19 protein-coding genes and 1 pseudogene are annotated in these 18,920 nt (G+C 59.9%); 10 read left to right on the forward strand and 10 right to left on the reverse strand.

Going from position 1 to position 18,920, the window contains the following annotated elements:
• Window positions 1-239 precede the first annotated feature (239 nt).
• Complete coding sequence (locus ACJJU9_RS00270) at window positions 240-875, forward strand: hypothetical protein (protein WP_407729813.1); 636 nt, start codon at window positions 240-242, stop codon at window positions 873-875.
• Window positions 876-941: 66 nt separating this feature from the next.
• On the opposite strand, the gene ACJJU9_RS00275 is transcribed toward ACJJU9_RS00270, so the two are convergent.
• The 3 genes from ACJJU9_RS00275 to ACJJU9_RS00285 form a co-directional block, all read right to left on the reverse strand.
• Window positions 942-1,673: a carbonic anhydrase gene (locus ACJJU9_RS00275; protein WP_048372451.1), complete on the reverse strand. Its 732-nt coding sequence runs from the start codon at window positions 1,671-1,673 to the stop codon at window positions 942-944.
• A gap of 145 nt (window positions 1,674-1,818) precedes the next feature.
• Window positions 1,819-2,307 (reverse strand): DUF523 domain-containing protein, encoded by a 489-nt coding sequence (locus tag ACJJU9_RS00280; protein ID WP_407729814.1) that lies wholly within the window; start codon window positions 2,305-2,307, stop codon window positions 1,819-1,821.
• Entirely contained in the window at window positions 2,304-2,939 is a 636-nt protein-coding gene (locus ACJJU9_RS00285; RefSeq protein ID WP_048372446.1) for a 2OG-Fe(II) oxygenase, read from the reverse strand. The genes ACJJU9_RS00280 and ACJJU9_RS00285 overlap by 4 nt, the downstream gene beginning before the upstream one ends.
• 151 nt (window positions 2,940-3,090) lie before the next feature.
• Between ACJJU9_RS00285 and ACJJU9_RS00290 the strand changes: the two genes are divergently transcribed.
• Entirely contained in the window at window positions 3,091-3,843 is a 753-nt protein-coding gene (locus ACJJU9_RS00290) for a hypothetical protein (protein ID WP_407729815.1), read from the forward strand.
• A 7-nt stretch (window positions 3,844-3,850) separates the two neighbouring features.
• Here ACJJU9_RS00290 and ACJJU9_RS00295 read toward each other — a convergent pair whose 3' ends face one another.
• Entirely contained in the window at window positions 3,851-4,204 is a 354-nt protein-coding gene (locus tag ACJJU9_RS00295; protein ID WP_407729816.1) for a YkgJ family cysteine cluster protein, read from the reverse strand.
• A 147-nt stretch (window positions 4,205-4,351) separates the two neighbouring features.
• Between ACJJU9_RS00295 and ACJJU9_RS00300 the strand changes: the two genes are divergently transcribed.
• Window positions 4,352-5,653, forward strand: coding sequence for an NAD(P)/FAD-dependent oxidoreductase (locus ACJJU9_RS00300; RefSeq protein WP_407729817.1), 1,302 nt, complete (start codon window positions 4,352-4,354; stop codon window positions 5,651-5,653).
• An 80-nt stretch (window positions 5,654-5,733) separates the two neighbouring features.
• Here ACJJU9_RS00300 and ACJJU9_RS00305 read toward each other — a convergent pair whose 3' ends face one another.
• Complete coding sequence (locus tag ACJJU9_RS00305) at window positions 5,734-5,925, reverse strand: DUF1127 domain-containing protein (protein WP_256677163.1); 192 nt, start codon at window positions 5,923-5,925, stop codon at window positions 5,734-5,736.
• 169 nt (window positions 5,926-6,094) lie between these two features.
• On the opposite strand from ACJJU9_RS00305, the gene ACJJU9_RS00310 reads away from it, so the two are divergent.
• Together ACJJU9_RS00310 and ACJJU9_RS00315 are read left to right on the forward strand one after the other, a co-directional pair.
• The gene (locus ACJJU9_RS00310) at window positions 6,095-7,531 is read left to right on the forward strand and encodes a PLP-dependent aminotransferase family protein (RefSeq protein WP_153372468.1); all 1,437 of its coding nucleotides are present in this window, start codon (window positions 6,095-6,097) and stop codon (window positions 7,529-7,531) included.
• On the forward strand, window positions 7,531-9,096 hold the full coding sequence (locus ACJJU9_RS00315; protein WP_048387088.1) for a phospholipase D family protein: 1,566 nt from the start codon (window positions 7,531-7,533) through the stop codon (window positions 9,094-9,096). Before ACJJU9_RS00310 ends, ACJJU9_RS00315 begins: the two co-directional genes overlap by 1 nt.
• Before the next feature lie 2 nt (window positions 9,097-9,098).
• Here ACJJU9_RS00315 and ACJJU9_RS00320 read toward each other — a convergent pair whose 3' ends face one another.
• Together ACJJU9_RS00320 and ACJJU9_RS00325 are read right to left on the reverse strand one after the other, a co-directional pair.
• Complete coding sequence (locus ACJJU9_RS00320; protein ID WP_048372432.1) at window positions 9,099-10,244, reverse strand: MFS transporter; 1,146 nt, start codon at window positions 10,242-10,244, stop codon at window positions 9,099-9,101.
• Window positions 10,245-10,362: 118 nt separating this feature from the next.
• Entirely contained in the window at window positions 10,363-11,856 is a 1,494-nt protein-coding gene (locus ACJJU9_RS00325; RefSeq protein ID WP_048372429.1) for an aldehyde dehydrogenase, read from the reverse strand.
• Window positions 11,857-12,096: 240 nt separating this feature from the next.
• On the opposite strand from ACJJU9_RS00325, the gene ACJJU9_RS00330 reads away from it, so the two are divergent.
• Window positions 12,097-12,459 carry a cupin domain-containing protein gene (locus ACJJU9_RS00330; RefSeq protein ID WP_048372427.1) on the forward strand — a complete coding sequence of 121 codons (363 nt, stop codon included), beginning with the start codon at window positions 12,097-12,099 and terminating at the stop codon, window positions 12,457-12,459.
• Window positions 12,460-12,530: 71 nt separating this feature from the next.
• On the opposite strand, the gene rpmG is transcribed toward ACJJU9_RS00330, so the two are convergent.
• Together rpmG and rpmB are read right to left on the reverse strand one after the other, a co-directional pair.
• A complete protein-coding gene (rpmG, locus tag ACJJU9_RS00335; protein ID WP_003437824.1) occupies window positions 12,531-12,686 on the reverse strand; it encodes a 50S ribosomal protein L33 in 156 nt (51 codons plus the stop codon).
• An 11-nt stretch (window positions 12,687-12,697) separates the two neighbouring features.
• The gene (gene rpmB, locus ACJJU9_RS00340) at window positions 12,698-12,931 is read right to left on the reverse strand and encodes a 50S ribosomal protein L28 (protein WP_019410280.1); all 234 of its coding nucleotides are present in this window, start codon (window positions 12,929-12,931) and stop codon (window positions 12,698-12,700) included.
• Between the two features lie 460 nt (window positions 12,932-13,391).
• On the opposite strand from rpmB, the gene ACJJU9_RS00345 reads away from it, so the two are divergent.
• Window positions 13,392-14,978: an ABC transporter substrate-binding protein gene (locus ACJJU9_RS00345; protein WP_407729818.1), complete on the forward strand. Its 1,587-nt coding sequence runs from the start codon at window positions 13,392-13,394 to the stop codon at window positions 14,976-14,978.
• A 3-nt stretch (window positions 14,979-14,981) separates the two neighbouring features.
• On the opposite strand, the gene radC is transcribed toward ACJJU9_RS00345, so the two are convergent.
• Entirely contained in the window at window positions 14,982-15,656 is a 675-nt protein-coding gene (gene radC, locus ACJJU9_RS00350) for a RadC family protein (RefSeq protein ID WP_048372417.1), read from the reverse strand.
• Between the two features lie 122 nt (window positions 15,657-15,778).
• Between radC and coaBC the strand changes: the two genes are divergently transcribed.
• The 3 genes and pseudogenes from coaBC to ACJJU9_RS00365 form a co-directional block, all read left to right on the forward strand.
• A complete protein-coding gene (gene coaBC / locus ACJJU9_RS00355; RefSeq protein WP_048372415.1) occupies window positions 15,779-16,987 on the forward strand; it encodes a bifunctional phosphopantothenoylcysteine decarboxylase/phosphopantothenate--cysteine ligase CoaBC in 1,209 nt (402 codons plus the stop codon).
• A gap of 5 nt (window positions 16,988-16,992) precedes the next feature.
• On the forward strand, window positions 16,993-17,448 hold the full coding sequence (gene dut / locus ACJJU9_RS00360; protein WP_407729819.1) for a dUTP diphosphatase: 456 nt from the start codon (window positions 16,993-16,995) through the stop codon (window positions 17,446-17,448).
• Between the two features lie 69 nt (window positions 17,449-17,517).
• A pseudogene (locus tag ACJJU9_RS00365) lies at window positions 17,518-18,894 on the forward strand (phosphomannomutase/phosphoglucomutase); the annotation flags it as partial.
• Window positions 18,895-18,920 lie beyond the last annotated feature (26 nt).

An 18,920-nucleotide genomic window follows, 5' to 3' on the forward strand; every position in this document is an offset into this window, starting at 1 on the left:
ACAACGCGAGAAGACAGCGTACGTGAAGGCTGGGGTAGGAGCCTGTGGCGCATTGCCACGGTACAACACTGATCGGTTAAGATGCGCGCCCAAAATGAAAACCTGACCCCCGCGACAAATGGCACTCACTGCCCGATTAAAAAATGACCGACAATACGCCCCCTGAAAAAAAGGCCCTCTTTTGCAGTGAGCGTCTTTTAAAGCACTTCCCTGATTCAGCGCCCCCCCTTGGAGTTCCCATGAACACCGCCGATATTCGCGCGCAGATCTCGCGTGCCCAAGAACTTGATGCCAAAAGTGGCCTGCTCACCCAGCATTTGACGACCCGCCTTCCCCACCTGCATTCGGCGATTCAGCTACCTGACTCCGATCGGAACGCGGTGATGACCCGTTTTGTCAGCGCCTATATCGACCAGGTGCCGGACTTGCTTGATGCAGCCCATGCGGTCGCTCGCGAGGCGGGTATCGAATCACAGATCGAGCCTGTGCTGAAAATTGCCGAGCAGTTTTTTGTTCAGCCCCCATCACTGCTGGACGGTCATGAAGGGCTAGAAGGCTTGCTCGACGAAGCGTACCTGGCGCATCGGTTGGTTGAAGAGGTCAACGATCTCTACATCAAGCACTTTCACCAGCCGTTGATCCCGCTGGACATGACCGTGGCCAACCTGATCGCGCACCAATTGGTGGGTGAAGAGTTTGCCAACCAGCTCGATGAGGCTGTGCATCACGCGCTGGATGAACTGCTCGATGAAGAAAGCTTTGCGCTGGAGTCGGTTGAAGCCTATCGCGGCAAGCTCACCAGCCCGGACACAGGGGCTGCGTGGAAGCGTTGGCCGTGCCTGTCCAAGCAATTGGGCGTCGGCCTGTCGTTGTAATCCCTCGCTTGCCTCGTGATCTTTTAACGAGCAAAAGATCGCGAGGCCCGCTCCTGCCGTCCGGGGTTAAAACCGGGCTTTAGGCGTTGCGCTCGGGATCGGGTTGGTCCCGTCCAGCGGGCGGAAAGTGCCGGTGTCGGCGTCGTAAGCCTTGATCGCGCTGGTCTCGATGTCATAGACCCAGCCATGAATGAACAAATGCCCGCTGGCCATGCGCGACGCCACGGACGGGTGGGTGCGCAAGTGTTGCAGTTGGGCGATCACGTTTTCTTCCGTCAGCACGTGCATGCTTTCGGACTCGTTGGCGCAGTTGCAGTTGTCCTGCACCATGGTTTTCGCCACTTCTACGTGATGCAGCCAGGCTTTTACCGTCGGCATCTTTTTCAGCGAGGCCGGGTTGAGTACAGCGCGCATCGCGCCGCAATCCGAATGCCCGCAAATGATGATGTGCTGCACGCCCAGTGCCAGCACCGCGTACTCAATGGCGGTGGAAACGCCACCGTTCATCTGGCCGTAAGGCGGAACGACGTTGCCCACGTTACGCGTCACAAACAGATCGCCCGGTGCACTTTGAGTGATCAGTTCCGGGACGATGCGCGAGTCGGCGCAGGCAATAAACATCGCGCGCGGGCTTTGTGCCGTGGCGAGCTTTTTGAAGAAGGCTTCCTGTTCAGGAAAGATCTCGTGATGGAAGTGTAAAAAACCATCCACGATGTGGTGCAAGGCCGCATCGGCACTTTCGGCGGGTGAAGTGTTGGCGGTAGAGGCAGTGGGTTGTGGTTTCTGCTTGTCGCTCATATAAATCCCCTGGGCAAAGTGGCACCGGATGTTACACGCACACACCGTAAAACTGTAGTCGCTGCCGCAGGCTGCGAAGGGTTGCGAAGCAACCCGTTTCTCAAATTACCGCAGACCTTCGCAGCCTTCGGCAGCGACTACACCATCAGGAAATGTCGGCCAACGCGTGCGCAGCTTCGGCCAATTCCAGCTCATTGAACACCTGAACTCCGGCAGCGCTGAGCAGGGCAGCGGTCACGCCCTGGCCTGCCACCTTAGTGCCGCTGAAGCTGCCGTCGTAGGTCAGTCGATTGCCACACGACGGGCTGTTGGCCTTGAGGATAGCAATGCGAATGCCATGCTGTTTGACCAACTCCAGCGCCTGCTGGGCACCGGACACAAAGGCTGCAGTCACGTCCTCGCCGTCGGTGGTGATGACCGGCGCGCGGCCGCTGAGGACGTCAACACCTTGCCCGCCCGGAATTTCGGCTGCCGCACGCGGGGTGGGCAAGCCACCGGCGACTTCCGGGCACAGCGCTATCACGCGGCCTTCGTCCTGCCATTTCGCCAACTGGTCGTAGGGGCCGCTGGCGCCGCCGTCATAGCGCACGCGATGGCCCAGCAGGCAGCGGCTGACCAGCACTTTGGCGCTCATAGCAGCACCTCGGTGGCGCGACGTCGGAACCAGCCGGTCAATGACAGCCGGTCGCGGGTAGCGGGCAGCACTTCATGGGGGATCTCGCCTGACAGGAACACCACCAGGCAGCCACCGGTCGGCAACACGTCGTAATCGCCTCTGTCCTCAAGGTACATGCGCAAGTGCCCGCCGTGCTCAGGCAGCCAGGACTGATTGAGGTAGAGCACCGCCGACACCATGCGCCGGTCGTCGTCGCGAAAGCGGTCCAGGTGCTTGAGGTAAAACGCACCGGGCGGGTAGAGCGCGAAGTGACTTTCAAAGTCCTCCAGGCCCAAAAAAAGCCTGCGATTCATGGCGATTCGCAGGCTTTCCATTAACCCTAAGTACTTGTCGCAGGCTAAAGCCTCTCCCTGCTCCAGCCATTGAATATGGTCGCCGCGGATACCCTCGCGAACCTCTTGCGCCGGGCCACGGCCAACGGCCGCCGGGGTCAATTCGCCCTCAGTTGCACGTTTATGGCACTCAGCCGCCAGTTCGAGGGTCAAAGCCTCGGGCATAAAAATGTTTTGCTGTGACCATCCCTGCGCGTACAGGTCGTCGACGATGCGTAGCAACAGCGGGTGATCAGAGGGTATTTGCATGGCGCGCATAATATCGATACGCCTGAAAATCTGACAGCTCCGTCTAGCTGGCCACGCAGAAATATTTCATCTGGTCATTTAAAGCCTCTGGGGCGAGACGAATTCTCGACAAGTCCTACGCTGGCCCCGGACAATAGCGCCTAGCTGACAGGAGTCCTTCATGCGCCGCTTGTTTTTACTGTTAATGATGTGTTGTTCGTTACCCGCATGGGCAGACCACCTCGATGATCTATTCACCGTTGCCGGTTGGCCTGAGCAACGCGCGCATTTCACTGACGCCCTAAATGCCGCTCAAGAGCGCTACCGCAACAACTTGCCGCCTGCGGTTTACCAGGCGCTGGTCAACAACAGCAGCCAGCGTTTTGCCGCGCAGGCGATGGACCAGCGCGCCAAAGGGCAGATGCGCGAGAAGCTGCCGAATCCTGATCCAGCCCTGGCTTTTTTCCAGACAGAGCTGGGCAGTAAAATTGTGGCCGCTGAATTGTTGGCCACCCGCCGTGATCAGTTGGCCAAGCACGCGCAAGGCTTGCCGCGGGTTGAGGCGAGTGCCACGCGTCAGTTGCTGATTAACCATTTGTCCAATGCCTTGCCAGCGAGCGAGGCAGGGGCTGAGGTCACGCTGGCCATTGCCGGTGTGGCAGCAGACAGCCTGAGTGCGATGATTCCTGGCCTGCTGGGCAGCACGCAGGTACAAGGCGCGCTCAATGGCCAGCGCCAGCGGCTGATGGAGCAGATCGCAGGGGAGCTGGATAACACGTTGCTGTACGTGTACCGCGACTTGTCGGACCCGGAGCTGGAAGAGTTTGTGACGTTCGCGGAGTCGCCTGACGGCAAAACCTACTACCTGGCCGCATTGGCCGCGATCCGCGCCGGTTTGGCCGTAGGGCAAAGCACTTCAAGCCTGGCCCAATAACGGTGCGTTAAACCAGCACCTGACGGGTCCTGGCAATGTACTCATGCACCAGCTTCTCCGCGCTGGGGTGAATCATCTCCAGCGGGCGACGGCCATTAGGGCAGGGCAGCGTCGGCGTGGTGCCGAACAGACGGCAAATAAGCGGGCGTTCGTCATACACCGTGCAGCCATTCGGCCCCAGGTGCACACAGTTCAGCTCATTCAGGGCGGCTTCTTGCTCGGCTGCGGTCTTGCGCGGCAAACGGGCCATTTCCTCCGATGACGTGGTCACAGGCCCACAGCAGTCATGGCAACCCGGCACGCATTCAAACGATGGAATTTGCTGCCTGAGAAAGCGGATTTTATGACTGTTGCAGCTCATTTGTTGCCCATTGCACGTGAAAAGGCCGCAGAGTCTGCCTGAAAAGCTGCGGCCTAGACAGCACCGTACGGCCGGTCTTGCCCCTCGCGATTGGCACGGCTTATGCTCCGTAAAATTTTCCAAACATAAACAATCAGGATTACGCACATGAGCGCCCCCGTTCAGCGCAGCCAGCACACCGCCTCTTATTACGCCGCCAGCAGCTTGCCGCAGCCTGATCATCCGGCGTTGCAAGGTGACGTGGTGGCTGATGTGTGCGTGGTCGGTGGCGGGTTTTCCGGGCTGAACACGGCGCTGGAACTGGCCGAGCGCGGCATGAGTGTGGTCCTGCTTGAAGCCCATAAAATCGGTTGGGGCGCCAGCGGGCGTAACGGCGGGCAACTGATTCGCGGTGTCGGCCATGGCCTGGACCAGTTTGAAGGGGTGATCGGCAAAGACGGCGTGCGGCAAATGAAGCTCATGGGGCTGGAGGCGGTTGAGATCGTCCGCCAGCGCGTCGAGCGGTTCAACATCGCCTGCGACCTGACGTGGGGTTACTGCGACCTGGCCAACAAGCCCCGCGACCTCGAAGGCTTTGCCGAGGAGGCGCAAGAACTCCGCGATCTGGGCTATCGCCACGAAACCCGCCTGCTGCAAGCCAACGAAGTGCACACCGTGGTGGGCTCGGATCGCTATGTGGGCGGGTTTATCGACATGGGCTCGGGCCACCTGCACCCGCTTAACCTGGCCTTGGGTGAGGCCGCTGCTGCGGCGCAATTGGGCGCAAAACTGTTCGAAAACTCGGCCGTCACCCGTATCGATTACGGCCCCGAAGTGCGTGTGCACACCGCGCAAGGCTCGGTCCGGGCCAAAACCCTGGTGCTGGGCTGCAACGCTTACCTTCAGGGTTTGAACCCGCACCTCAGCGGGAAAGTCCTGCCGGCGGGCAGCTACATCATTGCCACCGAGCCGTTGACCCAAGCGCAGGCCCACGCCTTGCTGCCGCAAAACATGGCGGTGTGCGATCAGCGCGTGGCGCTGGATTACTACCGGCTGTCAGCAGATCGCCGCCTGCTGTTTGGCGGTGCCTGCCATTATTCGGGCCGCGACCCGCAGGACATTGGTGCTTACATGCGGCCCAAGATGCTGGACGTGTTCCCGCACCTTAAAGACGTGAAGATTGATTACCAGTGGGGCGGCATGATCGGGATTGGCGCCAACCGTTTGCCGCAAATTGGCCGCCTGCCGGATCAACCCAACGTGTATTACGCCCAGGCGTACTCCGGTCACGGGGTGAACGCCACGCACCTGGCGGGCAAGTTGCTGGCCGAAGCCATCAGCGGCCAGCACAGCACCGGTTTTGATCTGTTCAATCAGGTCCCGCACATCACCTTCCCGGGAGGCAAATACCTGCGCTCGCCGTTGCTGGCGCTGGGCATGCTCTGGCACCGGCTCAAAGAACTCGCCTGATTACTGTAGGAGCGAGCTTGTCTCGCGATCTTTTGATCTTTAAAAGCTCGCGAGGCAAGCTCGCTCCTACAGGGATTGTGTCAAGAGCGCCAAAACGGTTTGCGGCCTTCGTGTCTGGCCACTTCGGCGCTCAAGCCCACGTCTTGCAGTTGCTGCGCGTCCAGCTTGCGCAAGGCGCGGCGGGTGCGGGAGCGATGCCAGAACAGACTCCAGCGTCCCAAGTGTGTGGGCTGGCTGTTAGGTTTCGGGTGTACATCGCTAAAGGCATTCATCGCGCAGCTCCTTTTGACTCCATTGCATTGAGTCAGCATGATGGCCTTGCGCCGAAAACCATGACAGATTCAGCATTCAGCTATTAACTGCATACAGATGCGGGCTTTTAAGCGCTGAATCCTTGGTTTTTACCCTATCTGTACTGGTCCTCCTTTCAAGAGCCCCGCCATGACCCTTTACATCAACCTCGCCGAGTTGCTGGGTACACGCATCAAGCAGGGCTTTTACCGGCCCGGCGACCGCCTGCCGTCGGTGCGGGCCTTGAGCGTCGAGCACGGTGTCAGCTTGAGCACGGTGCAGCAGGCGTATCGCGTGCTGGAGGACCAGGCACTGGCGTCGCCGCGGCCCAAGTCGGGTTATTTCGTGCCGATGGAGCGCGAGTTGCCCGCTTTACCGGGCATGGGCAAACCGGCGCAGCGTCCGGTGGAGATTTCGCAGTGGGAGCAGGTGCTGGAACTGGTGCGTTCGGTGCCGCAAAAAGACGTCATACAGCTGGGGCGCGGCATGCCGGACGTGTACACGCCGACCATCAAGCCGCTGCTGCGTAGCTTGGCGCAAATCAGTCGGCGCCTCGACTTGCCCGGCCTGCATTACGACAACGTCTACGGCGTGCTGGCCCTGCGTGAGCAAATCGCGCGTTTGCTGCTCGATTCAGGCTGCCAGCTGGGCGCACAGGACCTGGTGATCACCACCGGTTGCCATGAAGCCCTGTCGTGCAGCATTCGGGCGGTGTGTGAGCCGGGCGATATTGTCGCGGTCGACTCGCCGAGCTTTCACGGCGCCATGCAAACCCTCAAGGGGTTGGGCATGAAAGCGCTGGAGATCCCCACCGACCCGCTCACCGGCATCAGCCTCGAAGCGCTGGAACTGGCGCTGGAGCAGTGGCCGATCAAGGCGATTCAGGTCACCCCCAGTTGCAACAACCCGCTGGGCTACATCATGCCCGAGGCGCGCAAGCGGGCGCTGGTGGCCTTGGCGCAGCGCTTTGACGTGGCCATTATCGAGGACGATGTGTACGGCGAACTGGCCTACACCTACCCGCGCCCGCGTACTGTGAAGTCGTTCGATGATGATGGCCGCGTGCTGTTGTGCAGTTCGTTTTCCAAGACCCTGGCCCCCGGCCTGCGCGTGGGTTGGGTTGCGCCGGGGCGGTATCTGGAGCGGGTGCTGCACATGAAATACATCAACACCGGCTCAACGGCGCCACACCCGCAACTGGCCGTGGCCGAGTTCTTGAAAAATGGCCATTTCGAGCCCCATTTGCGCAAGATGCGCACGCAATACCAGCGTAATCGCGACTTGATGCTCGGTTGGGTAAGCCGCTATTTCCCGCCGGGCACTCGCGCCAGCCGACCTCAGGGCAGCTTTTTGCTCTGGCTGGAGCTGCCGGACGGTTTTGACAGTTTGCGCCTCAACCGCGCGTTGCTGGCGCAAGGCGTACAGATTGCCGTGGGCAGTATTTTTTCGGCGTCCGGCAAGTACCGTCATTGTTTACGAATGAACTACGCTGCCAAACCGACGCTCCAGATCGAAGAAGCGGTGCGTAAAGTCGGCGAAGCTGCCAGCGCACTGTTGGCGCAAGCCACGAATCACGCCGAGCATTAATGGGGCACCACACGTTGAAATCACTGTGCATATTGCTGTTCGCGTTGTGGCTGGGAGGGTGTAGCACTGTGCAAGTCAACCGTGAGCCGAGTCAGGCATTACCGGCGTCGGGCTCGGCCTTTGGCCGTTCGATTCAGGACCAGGCGGCGGCGTATCAAGGCCGCTCGGGGTTTCGTTTATTGCCCAGGGGCAGTGAAGCGTTTTGGGCGCGCGCCGAGCTGATCCGCAACGCGCAGACCAGCCTCGATTTGCAGTACTACATCGTCCATGACGGGCTCAGTACGCGCATGTTGATCGACGAATTGCTCAAGGCTGCGGATCGCGGGGTGCGCGTGCGCATCTTGCTGGATGACACTGCCAGCGATGGGCTGGACGACATTCTGGCGACCCTTGCGGCCCATCCCAACATTCAAATCCGCCTGTTCAACCCGCTGCAACTGGGCCGCAGTACCGGCGTGACCCGGGCCATGGGGCGGCTGTTCAACCTGTCGCGCCAGCACCGGCGCATGCACAACAAGCTGTGGCTGGCCGACAACAGCGTGGCGATTGTTGGCGGGCGCAATCTGGGCGATGAGTATTTCGATGCTGAACCGGATTTGAACTTCACCGACATCGACCTGCTCAGTGTGGGGCCGGTGGCCGAGCAGTTGGGGCACAGCTTTGACCAGTACTGGAACAGCGCGCTGAGCCAGCCGATTGGCGATTTTGTTTCTTCGCGTCTGTCCCACGTGGAGTTGACCAAGGCCCGTGGCGCGCTGGAGGCTTCGCTCAAACAGTCGAAAGCGGCGCATCAGGTGCTGTATCAGCAGCTCGCCGCTTACGAAACCGATCCGCAACTGGACGTGTGGCGCAGTGAGTTGATCTGGGCGTGGAACCAGGCGCTGTGGGATGCGCCGAGCAAGGTGCTGGCGGAGGGCGAGCCGGATCCGCATTTATTGCTGACCACCCAATTGGCCCCGGACCTTTCCGGGGTCAACAAAGAGCTGATCCTGATTTCGGCGTACTTTGTGCCCGGTGAGACGGGCTTGGTGTACCTGACCGGGCGCGCCGATGCCGGGGTTGATGTGCGCTTGTTGACCAACTCGCTGGAAGCCACGGACGTGCCGATTGTGCACGGTGGCTACGCGCCGTATCGCAAGGCGCTGTTGGAACATGGGGTCAAGCTGTATGAGCTGCGCCGTCAGCCGGGGAGTACGGGCGGCAGCGGGTTGCACCTGTTCAAGCCGGGCTTGAGTTCTGATTCGAGCTTGCACAGCAAGGCGATGATCTTCGATCAGCGAAAGTCGTTTATCGGCTCGTTCAATTTCGACCCGCGCTCGGGTTTGTGGAACACCGAAGTCGGCGTGTTGGTGGACAGCCCGGAACTGGCCGCCCAGGCGCGCGACCTGGCCTTGCAAGGTATGTCGCACGCGTTGAGTTATGAGCCGGTGCTGGAGAAAGGGCAGATCGTCTGGGTGACCGAAGACCACGGCCAGTTGCACACCCTGACCCGCGAGCCGGGCAGTTGGTGGCGCCGGCTAAATGCGTGGTTCAGCAAGACGGTTGGGCTGGAGAAGATGTTGTAGTGCTAGGTGGCGGTTTGCTCCGCCCCGAATGCGCCTTGGCGCAGTACCAATATCACCAGGCCAAATGCCCCGGCGGCCATAAACAGCGGCAAGGCGTGGCCGCTGATCCATTGGCTGCCAGCGCCTGCAGCCAGCGGCCCGATCAGGCAGCCAATGCCCCACAACTGCGCCACGTGGGCGTTGGCCCGCACCAGGGCGTCGTCGCGGTAGCGTTCGCCAATCAAGATCAGCGACAAGGTAAACAGCCCGCCCGCGCTGGCGCCAAAAATCACCCACAGCGGCCAGATCAGCAAAGTGTTGAGCAGCAAAGGTACCGCCAGGCTCGACAGCATCAGCAGGACCGCACAACCGGTAAACAGCGAGCGCCGTGACACGCGGTCAGCCAGCGCGCCAATCGGCAGTTGCAGCAGGGCATCGCCCACCACCACGGTGCTGACCATCGCCAGAGCGATGTCGGCAGTAAAGCCCTGGCGCAGGCAATAGATCGGCAGCAACGTCAGAATCATCGCCTCAAAGGCGGCAAACAGCGCCACGGCCCAAGCAATGGCTGGCAAGCCGCGACAGAACTCCAGCAAGTCCTTGAAAGTCACTCGATACGCTTCAGTGACGGGCGCGCCGTCGCGGCCCAGCAACAGCAAGGGCGCCAGTGTCAGCAGGGCCACGCCGATCCAGAAGCCGTAATCGCCCTCTGAACCCACTACGCCCAGCAACAGCGGCCCGGACAGTTGGCTCAGGGCGTACGCGCAGCCATACAGCGCGACCAGGCGGCCGCGCCATTGCTCGACCACCAGTTGGTTGATCCAGCTTTCGCCCAAAATAAAAATGACCGTGAGTACCACCCCGATCAGCAGGCGCAGCACCAGCCACACCGGGTAGCTGGGCAGCAATGCCAGCAAGCCGATCGACAGGGCGCCCGCCCATAAGCACAGACGCATCAGGGCCGGTGTGCCTACGCGTGCCGCGAGCTTGCTGGCCACGCTGGCGCCTACCAGCACGCCGATGGCCGGCATGGCGGCCATGACGCCAATGGCAAACCCGCCGTAGCCCCAGCTTTCGAGGCGGAACGACACCAGCGGCATGCTCACGCCCAGCGCCAAGCCGACGCTGAGCACGGAGGCCAGCACGGCAAAATAGGTCGCCCAACGCATGTCTGTGCTCCAAAAAAAGATCAATGCAATGTGAGAGCGGGCTTGCTCGCGATGCCAGCGCAGCGAAGCGCCAGTACCGCGGGCAAGCCCGCTCCCACAGGGTGTTACACGTGTTGTGTTACAGCTTGATCCAGGTGGATTTCAGCTCGGTGTACTTGTCGAACGCGTGCAGCGACTTGTCGCGACCGTTACCCGACTGTTTGAAGCCACCAAACGGCGCGGTCATGTCGCCGCCATCGTACTGGTTGACCCACACGCTGCCGGCGCGCAGGGCTTTGGCAGTCAGGTGCGCCTTGGAGATGTCTGCTGTCCATACCGCTGCGGCCAGGCCGTATGGCGTGTCGTTGGCAATCTGGATGGCTTCGGCGGCGGTGTCGAAAGCAATCACCGACAGGACGGGGCCGAAGATTTCTTCCTGGGCGATTTTCATCGCGTTGCTCACGCCGTCGAAAATGGTCGGCTCAACGTAGGTGCCGCCGGTTTCCTGAAGGATCTGCTTGCCGCCAGTGACCAGTTTGGCGCCTTCGCTGTGCCCCGACTGGATGTACGACAGCACGGTGTTCATTTGCTGGGTGTCGACCAGCGCGCCCACGGTGGTCGATGGGTCCAGCGGGTTGCCCGGCTTCCACTCTTTGAGCGCTTCGATAACCAGCGGCAGGAAGGTGTCTTTGATCGAACGTTCGACCAGCAGGCGCGAACCTGCGGTGCAGACTTCACCCTGGTTGAAGGCAATGGCGCTGGCCGCCGCCTTGGCCGCAGCGTGCAGGTCCGGGGCGTCGGCAAAGACGATGTTCGGGCTCTTGCCGCCGGCTTCGAGCCAGACGCGTTTCATGTTGGACTCGCCCGAGTAAATCAGCAGTTGCTTGGCGATTTTGGTCGAGCCGGTGAACACCAGGGTGTCGACGTCATTGTGCAAGGCCAGCGCCTTGCCGACGGTGTGGCCGTAGCCCGGCAGCACGTTCAGCACGCCAGCAGGAATACCGGCTTCAACGGCCAATGCCGCGATGCGGATGGCGGTCAGCGGGGATTTTTCGGACGGTTTGAGGATTACCGAGTTACCGGTCGACAGGGCCGGGCCGAGTTTCCAGCAGGCCATCATCAGCGGGAAGTTCCACGGCACGATGGCGCCAACCACGCCAACTGCTTCGCGGGTGACCAGGCCGAGCTGGTTGTGCGGGGTGGCGGCGACTTCGTCGTAAATTTTGTCGATGGCCTCACCGCTCCAGCTCAGGGCGTTGGCAGCGCCTGGCACGTCGATGTTCAGCGAGTCGCTGATCGGTTTGCCCATGTCCAGGGTTTCAAGCAGGGCCAGCTCTTCGGCGTGTTGCTTGAGCAGGCCGGCAAAGCGGATCATCACGGCTTTACGTTTGGCTGGCGCCAGGCGGGACCAGGCGCCGGATTCGAAGGTCGCACGCGCGTTTTCTACAGCGCGTTGGGCGTCTGCGCTATCGCAGCTGGCGACCTTGCCCAGCAAGCGGCCATCGACCGGGCTGAGGCACTCGAACGTTTCTTTGGAGACCGCGTCGGTGTATTCACCGTTGATGAAGGCGCGACCTTCGATTTTCAGCTGTTGGGCACGTTGTTCCCAGTCACTACGCGTCAGGGTGGTCATTCGAGTGTCCTCCTCTTGATTGAAATACCTACGCCAGCGCGAGTGTAGCGTGGCGTGTCCGGAATGCTGGCCAATCATCCAGAATGATCGGCACGAGGCATGCGCCACCCTAAACCAGTGTCCTGGGGACTTTCAATATATTTGACAGAGAGGTCGTAAACAGCATGGCTTGTTCGTTTTAATAAACATAGACTTCAGGCTTTCACGCCTATCACGCTGTTATTTCGGGGGGATCAATCAATGAGCATTGAAAACGTCGTCGACTTCAACACCGCTAATACCCAGGCCGAGCGTTACACACCGGCCCCCGAGAAGCTCTTGAAGGGCAACCCTGAGCAAATCTTGCATAACCATTACGCCAGCGACTGTGGGCAATTAAATGCCGGTATGTGGGAAAGCGACGTGGGCCAGTGGGAGGTCAATTTCACTGAACATGAATATTGTGAAATTGTGCAGGGCGTTTCGGTATTGCGTGACCGAGAAGGTAACGCCAAGACCCTGCGGGCGGGTGATCGTTTTGTCATCCCGGCGGGGTTCAAAGGCACGTGGGAAGTGCTTGAACCCTGTCGGAAGTTTTACGTAGCGTTTGAACAGAAGTCCTGAGACGCCTGATTCAAGCAACAAAAAAGGCCCGTATCGTGAGATAGGGGCCTTTTTTGTAGAAGAAAAACCAATTACTTGATTTTGGCTTCTTTGTAGATAACGTGCTTGCGAACCCGCGGATCGAATTTTTTGATTTCGATTTTGTCCGGAGTGGTGCGCTTGTTCTTATCTGTGGTGTAGAAATGGCCTGTACCAGCGCTCGACACCAAACGGATCAATTCACGCATGATTAGCTCCCTTAGATCTTGCCAGCGCGACGGATTTCGGCCAGCACGACAGTGATGCCACGCTTGTCGATGATACGCATGCCTTTAGCAGATACGCGCAGACGCACGAAACGTTTCTCTTCTTCAACCCAGAAGCGGTGATGCTGCAGGTTCGGCAGGAAACGACGACGGGTTTTGTTATTTGCGTGGGAAATGTTATTCCCAGTCACCGGACCCTTACCGGTAACTTGACAGACTCTCGACATGCCTCAGCCCTCTAAAACCACATGCCCAACCCGGCATGGGTTGGCCGCTTAATCTCTCAGTCATTTGGCGCCAGGCGCCGCGTTTCTTTAAGGGTCTTACCGGCTACACCTACAAACGAAGGAACCGGGCCCCTAGAAAAGAGCGCTGCTTTATACCAGAAAGACTAAAGCGCAACAACATGCAGTGTGATTTCTAGTGATTAATAAAGGCCGCATTCTAGCTGCAATCCACGGTAAAGCCTATGCCGGGCGTGCGGCGACCGCTCGTCGCGAGATGAAAGGTTTCAGGTGAGGTGTCGGCCAATCTCGATACGGGCCCTGTCTTTGAAAATCAGAATCGGAGGGCACCGAGGGCATTGGGTGTTATTAAAAAGTAGTCATTTGGCAATCAGAACACTAGGGTAGGCGTTTTCCAGACTGCACTTGCAGATGGGCCAACGACTTGCAAAGGAATCAGAATATGCGTCTCGCTGCTGCCCCCTTTTTGCTCACCCTGTGCCTGAGCCCGTTGGCTCATGCGGCCACCTTGAGTGTGTGCACCGAGGCAAGCCCGGAAGGGTTCGATGTAGTGCAGTACAACTCGCTCACCACCACCAATGCTTCGGCAGACGTGCTGATGAACAGCCTGGTGAACTATGACGCCAAAGCGGCCAAGTTGGTGCCGGGCCTGGCGCAAAGCTGGTCAGTGTCGCCTGACGGCCTTGTGTACGAGTTCAAGTTGCACCCCGGGGTCAAGTTCCACACCACGCCTTACTCCACCCCGACGCGTGAGTTGAACGCCGATGACGTGCGTTTCAGCTTCGAGCGCATGCTCGACCCGGCCAACCCGTGGCACAAGGTGGCGCAGAGCGGCTTCCCGCATGCGCAGTCGCTGCAATTGCCCGAGCTGATCAAGAAGATTGAGACCCCGGATCCGCTGACGGTGCGCTTTACCCTCAGCCACCCGGACTCCACCTTCCTGCCGGCCTTGAGCATGGGCTTTGCGTCGATCTATTCGGCTGAGTACGCCGACAAGTTGCTCAAGGCGGGGACCCCTGAGCTGATGAACAGTCAGCCGATCGGGACGGGGCCGTTTGTGTTCAGCCGTTACCAGAAGGATGCCGTGGTGCGCTACAAGGCCAACCCGGACTATTTCGCCGGTAAACCTGCGGTTGACGCACTGATTTTTGCCATCACCCCGGATGCCAACGTGCGGCTGCAAAAACTGCGGCGCAACGAGTGCCAGATCGCCCTCTCGCCAAAACCGCTGGATGTCGATGCGGCCCTCAAGGACACCAGCCTGGCCGTCGCGCAAACGCCTGCCTTTATGACCGCATTCGTGGCCATCAACAGTCAGCATCCGCCGCTGGACAAGCCAGAAGTGCGTCAGGCCATCAATTTGGCGTTCGATAAGGGCACGTACCTCAAGGCGGTGTTCGAAAACAGCGGGCAGGCGGCCAACGGTATTTACCCGCCCAACACCTGGGGCTACGCCAAAGACCTGCCGGGTTATGCCCATGATCCGCAAAAGGCCAAAGAGTTGTTGGCCAAAGCGGGCCTCAAGGACGGCTTTAAAACCACGATCTGGACGCGCCCGACCAGTAGCGTCCTGAACCCTAATCCAAGCCTGGGTGCGCAGTTGTTGCAGGCGGATCTGGCGAAAATTGGCGTTCAGGCGGATATCCGCGTGATCGAGTGGGGCGAGCTGATTCGCCGCGCCAAGGCGGGCGAACACGATCTGCTGTTTATGGGCTGGGCGGGTGATAACGGTGACCCGGACAACTTCCTGACGCCGCAGTTTTCATGTGCAGCGGTGAAGTCCGGGACCAACTTTGCCCGCTATTGCGACAAAACCCTCGACACGCTGATCAGCCAGGGCAAAACCATCAGCGATCAGGACAAGCGCAGCGCGCTGTATCAAAAGGCTCAGGCAGAAATTCAGCAGCAGGCTTTGTGGCTGCCGCTGGCACATCCAACGGCCTACGCGTTAACCCGTAAAGACGTACAGGGTTATCAGGTAAGCCCGTTTGGACGTCAGGACTTTTCGACGGTTAGCGTGAAGCCTTAAGTGTCACATCCAGCCGTGTTCGACCATCGACAGCGGCTCACCTTCACCGACGATGAAGTGATCCAGCACCCGCACTTCGATCAGATCCAGCGCCTCAGTGAGGCGCTGGGTCAGGGTGCGGTCGGCCTGGCTGGGCTCTGAATTGCCGGACGGGTGGTTATGACAAAAAATAACGGCCGCCGCGTTGTGCGCCAGGGCCCGTTTGACCACTTGGCGCGGGTAAACGCTGGCGCTGTCGATCGATCCTCTGAACAGCACTTCAAAGGCCAGCATGCGGTGTTTGGAGTCCATAAACAGGCAGCCGAACACTTCGTGCGGCTCGTGTCGCAGCAAGGATTTCAAGTAGTCGCGAACCGCCTGCGGGCTCTCTAGCGCGGAGTCCCGGCGCAGACGCTCGGCCAAGTGGCGGCGGCCCATTTCCAGCACCGCTTGCAGTTGGGTGAACTTGGCGGGGCCGAGCCCGAGCTGTCGACTGAACGCCCCCAAATCCGCCTCCAGCAAGGCGCGCAAGCTGCCGAATTCGGTGAGTAAATGCCGCGCCAAATCGACAGCACTTTTGCCCGAAACCCCGGTGCGCAGAAAGATTGCCAACAGCTCGGCATCCGAAAGGCTGGCCGATCCGTGCTCCAAAAGTTTCTCGCGCGGGCGCTCGGCCGCGGGCCAATTTCTGATACTCATGACACCTCCGTGTGTGGGTGCGCCGCTGTTCCGTAGCAAGCGCTGTGTTATCTTAGCCCATCATTTTTGCGTGGCATTTGGCCATTTTCCGCGCAGTCATCATCGAACTAGAAGGCAGGCCTATGCAGCGGCTGTATCGAAAACGCATTGTTTTGGGCGTCGGCGGCGGCATTGCTGCTTACAAGAGTGCAGAGCTGGTTCGCCGCCTGCTGGACCAAGGCGCGGAAGTGCGCGTGGTCATGACGCGCGGCGGCAGTGAGTTCATCACCCCGCTGACCATGCAGGCCTTGTCTGGACACCCCGTTCATCTGGATTTGCTCGACCCTGCGGCAGAAGCGGCTATGGGCCATATCGAGCTGGCCAAATGGGCCGACCTGGTGCTGATCGCCCCGGCCACTGCAGACTTGATCGCCCGTCTGGCCCAAGGTCTGGCCAATGATTTGCTGACCACGCTGGTGCTGGCCACGGACGCCACCGTGGCCATCGCCCCGGCCATGAACCAGGCCATGTGGCGCGATCCGGCTACTCAAGCCAACACTCAATTGCTCCAGAGCCGTGGCCTCAAGGTGTTTGGCCCGGCCTCCGGCAGCCAGGCCTGCGGCGACGTGGGTTTTGGCCGCATGCTTGAAGCCGATGACCTGGTGCACTGCGCGGCCGAGTGCTTCCAGCACCTGGCGTTGACCGGCAAGCACGTGCTGATCACGGCAGGCCCGACCCAGGAAAACATCGACCCGGTACGCTACATCACCAACCACAGCTCCGGGAAAATGGGCTTTGCCCTGGCCGAAGCAGCGGTTGAGGCGGGCGCCCGCGTCACGCTGATCACCGGCCCCGTGCATTTGCCCACGCCTGATCGCGTCAGCCGCATTGACGTTGTCAGCGCGCGCGACATGCTCGCCGCGTGTGAGGCTGCGATCCCGTGTGACGTATTTATCGCGTCTGCTGCGGTTGCGGATTACCGCCCGGAAGTCGTTGCCCCGCAAAAACTCAAGAAAGACCCTACGAAAGGCGACGGCCTGCTGCTGCAAATGGTGCGTAACCCAGACATTCTGGCCACCATTGCAACGCGCCCGGACCGCCCTTTTAGTGTCGGCTTTGCCGCAGAGACCGAGCACCTGCTCGATTACGCCGCGCGCAAGCTGAAAGACAAAAATCTCGACCTGATTGTGGCCAACGATGTGGCTAACCCCAGCATCGGCTTCAACAGCGAAGAGAACGCCTGCAGCGTGATTGACCGCGACCTGCACGCCACCGTATTTGCCCAGACCAGCAAGGGCAAGATTGCCCGCCAGCTGATCACTTTTATCGCCGAACGTCTGAACCAGGTTTAACTCGAATGCACGCTTTGCAAGCCAAAATCCTTGATCCACGCATTGGTACCGAATTCCCGCTGCCGCAATACGCCACCCCTGGCTCCGCAGGCCTTGATCTGCGCGCCATGCTCAAAGAAGACACCGTGCTGGAGCCGGGCCAAACCCTGCTGATCCCGACCGGCCTGTCGATGTACATCGGCGATCCGGGCCTGGCTGCGTTGATCCTGCCGCGCTCGGGCCTGGGCCACAAACATGGCATCGTGCTGGGCAATCTGGTGGGTCTGATCGACTCCGATTATCAGGGCGAGCTGATGGTGTCTTGCTGGAACCGTGGTCAAACCGCCTTCAACATCACCATCGGCGAGCGTATCGCTCAACTGGTGCTGGTGCCGGTGGTGCAGGCGCACTTTGAGCTGGTCGAGGAATTCGATGAAAGCCAGCGTGGCGCTGGCGGTTTTGGGCATTCCGGCACTCTCTAACCCTTATTCGTGTTCCCCACACTCTTCAAGAATGGAGTCTTCCCTGTAATGAGCAGCCCTGCTTCGGTCGCCCCCAACTTCCCTGACACCATTTTTCGCGCCTATGACATTCGCGGTGTTGTGCCGCAAACATTGACCGCTGAAACCGCCTACTGGATTGGTCGCGCCATTGGCTCCCAGAGCCTGGCCGAAGGTGAACCCCATGTGTCGATCGGCCGTGACGGTCGTTTGTCTGGCCCGGCGCTGGTCGAGCGTTTGATCCAGGGCGTTGCTGACAGCGGTTGCAAGGTCAGCGATGTGGGCCTGGTGCCCACACCTGCGCTGTACTACGCGGCCAACGTGTTGGCGGGCAAGTCGGGCGTGATGCTCACCGGTAGCCATAACCCGTCGAATTACAACGGTTTCAAAATCGTGATCGCCGGTGACACCCTGGCCAACGAGCAGATCCAGGCGCTGCATACGCGCCTGAAAAACAACGACCTGACGTGGGGCGAAGGCAGCATCGAGCGCGTTGATATTTTGTCGCGCTACGCCGATGAAATTGTCAAAGACATCAAACTGGCCAAGAAGCTCAAGGTCGTGGTCGATTGCGGTAACGGCGCTGCCGGCGTGATCGCACCGCAACTGCTGGAGGCGCTGGGCTGTGAGGTGATCCCGTTGTTCTGCGAGGTGGACGGCAACTTCCCGAACCACCACCCGGACCCGGGCAAACCTGAAAACTTGGTAGACCTGATCGCCAAGGTAAAAGAAACCAACGCCGACCTGGGCCTGGCTTTCGACGGCGACGGCGACCGCGTGGGCGTGGTGACCAACACCGGCACCATGGTGTTCCCGGACCGCTTGCTGATGCTGTTTGCCCAAGACGTGCTGGAGCGCAATCCGAACGCCGAGATCATCTTCGATGTGAAGTGCACGCGCCGCCTGACCCCGCTGATCAAGGAATACGGTGGTCGCCCATTGATGTGGAAGACCGGTCATTCGTTAATCAAGAAGAAAATGAAAGCGACCGGCGCCTTGCTGGCCGGTGAAATGAGCGGGCATATCTTTTTCAAAGAGCGCTGGTTCGGCTTTGATGACGGCATTTACAGCGCTGCGCGCCTGCTGGAGATCCTCAGCAAACAACAGCAAACCGCTGAAGAGCTGTTTGAGACTTTCCCGAACGATATTTCTACGCCAGAAATCAATATCGATGTGACGGATGAGAGCAAATTCAGCATCATTGAAGCCCTGCATGACGCCCAATGGGGTGAGGCCGCCGAGCTGACGTCGATTGACGGCGTGCGCGTCGACTATCCACAAGGCTGGGGCCTGGTTCGCGCGTCCAACACCACGCCGGTGCTGGTGCTGCGATTTGAGGCTGATACCGAGGCCGAACTGCAACGCATCAAGGATGTCTTCCACGCCCAACTCAAGCGTGTGGCACCTGATCTTCAACTACCGTTTTGATCGACTGAGTTTTACCGGAGCCCTGA

This window comes from Pseudomonas helleri, from assembly GCF_045830615.1.
GTDB classification, from domain to species: Bacteria; Pseudomonadota; Gammaproteobacteria; order Pseudomonadales; family Pseudomonadaceae; genus Aquipseudomonas; species Aquipseudomonas helleri.

Bases quoted from the DNA above. Each gene is read 5' to 3' on its own strand.
- ACJJU9_RS00270 (WP_407729813.1), top strand. From the start codon at position 240: ATGAACACCGCCGATATTCGCGCGCAGATCTCGCGTGCCCAAGAACTT.
- ACJJU9_RS00275 (WP_048372451.1), bottom strand. From the start codon at position 1,673: ATGAGCGACAAGCAGAAACCACAACCCACTGCCTCTACCGCCAACACT.
- ACJJU9_RS00280 (WP_407729814.1), bottom strand. From the start codon at position 2,307: ATGAGCGCCAAAGTGCTGGTCAGCCGCTGCCTGCTGGGCCATCGCGTG.
- ACJJU9_RS00285 (WP_048372446.1), bottom strand. From the start codon at position 2,939: ATGCGCGCCATGCAAATACCCTCTGATCACCCGCTGTTGCTACGCATC.
- ACJJU9_RS00290 (WP_407729815.1), top strand. From the start codon at position 3,091: ATGCGCCGCTTGTTTTTACTGTTAATGATGTGTTGTTCGTTACCCGCA.
- ACJJU9_RS00295 (WP_407729816.1), bottom strand. From the start codon at position 4,204: ATGAGCTGCAACAGTCATAAAATCCGCTTTCTCAGGCAGCAAATTCCA.
- ACJJU9_RS00300 (WP_407729817.1), top strand. From the start codon at position 4,352: ATGAGCGCCCCCGTTCAGCGCAGCCAGCACACCGCCTCTTATTACGCC.
- ACJJU9_RS00305 (WP_256677163.1), bottom strand. From the start codon at position 5,925: ATGAATGCCTTTAGCGATGTACACCCGAAACCTAACAGCCAGCCCACA.
- ACJJU9_RS00310 (WP_153372468.1), top strand. From the start codon at position 6,095: ATGACCCTTTACATCAACCTCGCCGAGTTGCTGGGTACACGCATCAAG.
- ACJJU9_RS00315 (WP_048387088.1), top strand. From the start codon at position 7,531: ATGGGGCACCACACGTTGAAATCACTGTGCATATTGCTGTTCGCGTTG.
- ACJJU9_RS00320 (WP_048372432.1), bottom strand. From the start codon at position 10,244: ATGCGTTGGGCGACCTATTTTGCCGTGCTGGCCTCCGTGCTCAGCGTC.
- ACJJU9_RS00325 (WP_048372429.1), bottom strand. From the start codon at position 11,856: ATGACCACCCTGACGCGTAGTGACTGGGAACAACGTGCCCAACAGCTG.
- ACJJU9_RS00330 (WP_048372427.1), top strand. From the start codon at position 12,097: ATGAGCATTGAAAACGTCGTCGACTTCAACACCGCTAATACCCAGGCC.
- rpmG (WP_003437824.1), bottom strand. From the start codon at position 12,686: ATGCGTGAATTGATCCGTTTGGTGTCGAGCGCTGGTACAGGCCATTTC.
- rpmB (WP_019410280.1), bottom strand. From the start codon at position 12,931: ATGTCGAGAGTCTGTCAAGTTACCGGTAAGGGTCCGGTGACTGGGAAT.
- ACJJU9_RS00345 (WP_407729818.1), top strand. From the start codon at position 13,392: ATGCGTCTCGCTGCTGCCCCCTTTTTGCTCACCCTGTGCCTGAGCCCG.
- radC (WP_048372417.1), bottom strand. From the start codon at position 15,656: ATGAGTATCAGAAATTGGCCCGCGGCCGAGCGCCCGCGCGAGAAACTT.
- coaBC (WP_048372415.1), top strand. From the start codon at position 15,779: ATGCAGCGGCTGTATCGAAAACGCATTGTTTTGGGCGTCGGCGGCGGC.
- dut (WP_407729819.1), top strand. From the start codon at position 16,993: ATGCACGCTTTGCAAGCCAAAATCCTTGATCCACGCATTGGTACCGAA.